Raw genomic sequence first — 252 nt, 5'->3', positions numbered from 1 at the left:
GCCTGTCCTGGATGTGCGGGACCCGGTCTTCTCGCTGGGCTACCTGGGACGCGGTGACGGCTACGGCCCCTGACGCCGTTCAGTCCTCCGCGCCCACGGCTACCGGGCGCGTCGGGTCGCTGATCCAGTCGCTCCAGGATCCGGCGTACAGGCGGTTGCGCGCTCCCAGCGACTCGCCAGCCAGTTCGCGGGCCAGCAGGTTCGGCGCCGCACTCACGCCGCTGCCGCAGTACGTGATGGTGGGGGCCGCCC

General features: G+C 72.6%; 1 pseudogene. It reads right to left on the bottom strand.

Annotated elements, in window-relative coordinates:
• Window positions 1-79: 79 nt before the first annotated feature.
• A pseudogene (locus QZ269_RS13400) lies at window positions 80-252 on the bottom strand (sulfurtransferase); the annotation flags it as partial.

Source organism: Deinococcus sp. (assembly GCF_018260405.1).
Taxonomy (GTDB): domain Bacteria; phylum Deinococcota; class Deinococci; order Deinococcales; family Deinococcaceae; genus Deinococcus.
This window is presented reverse-complemented; position numbering and strand designations above follow the sequence as displayed.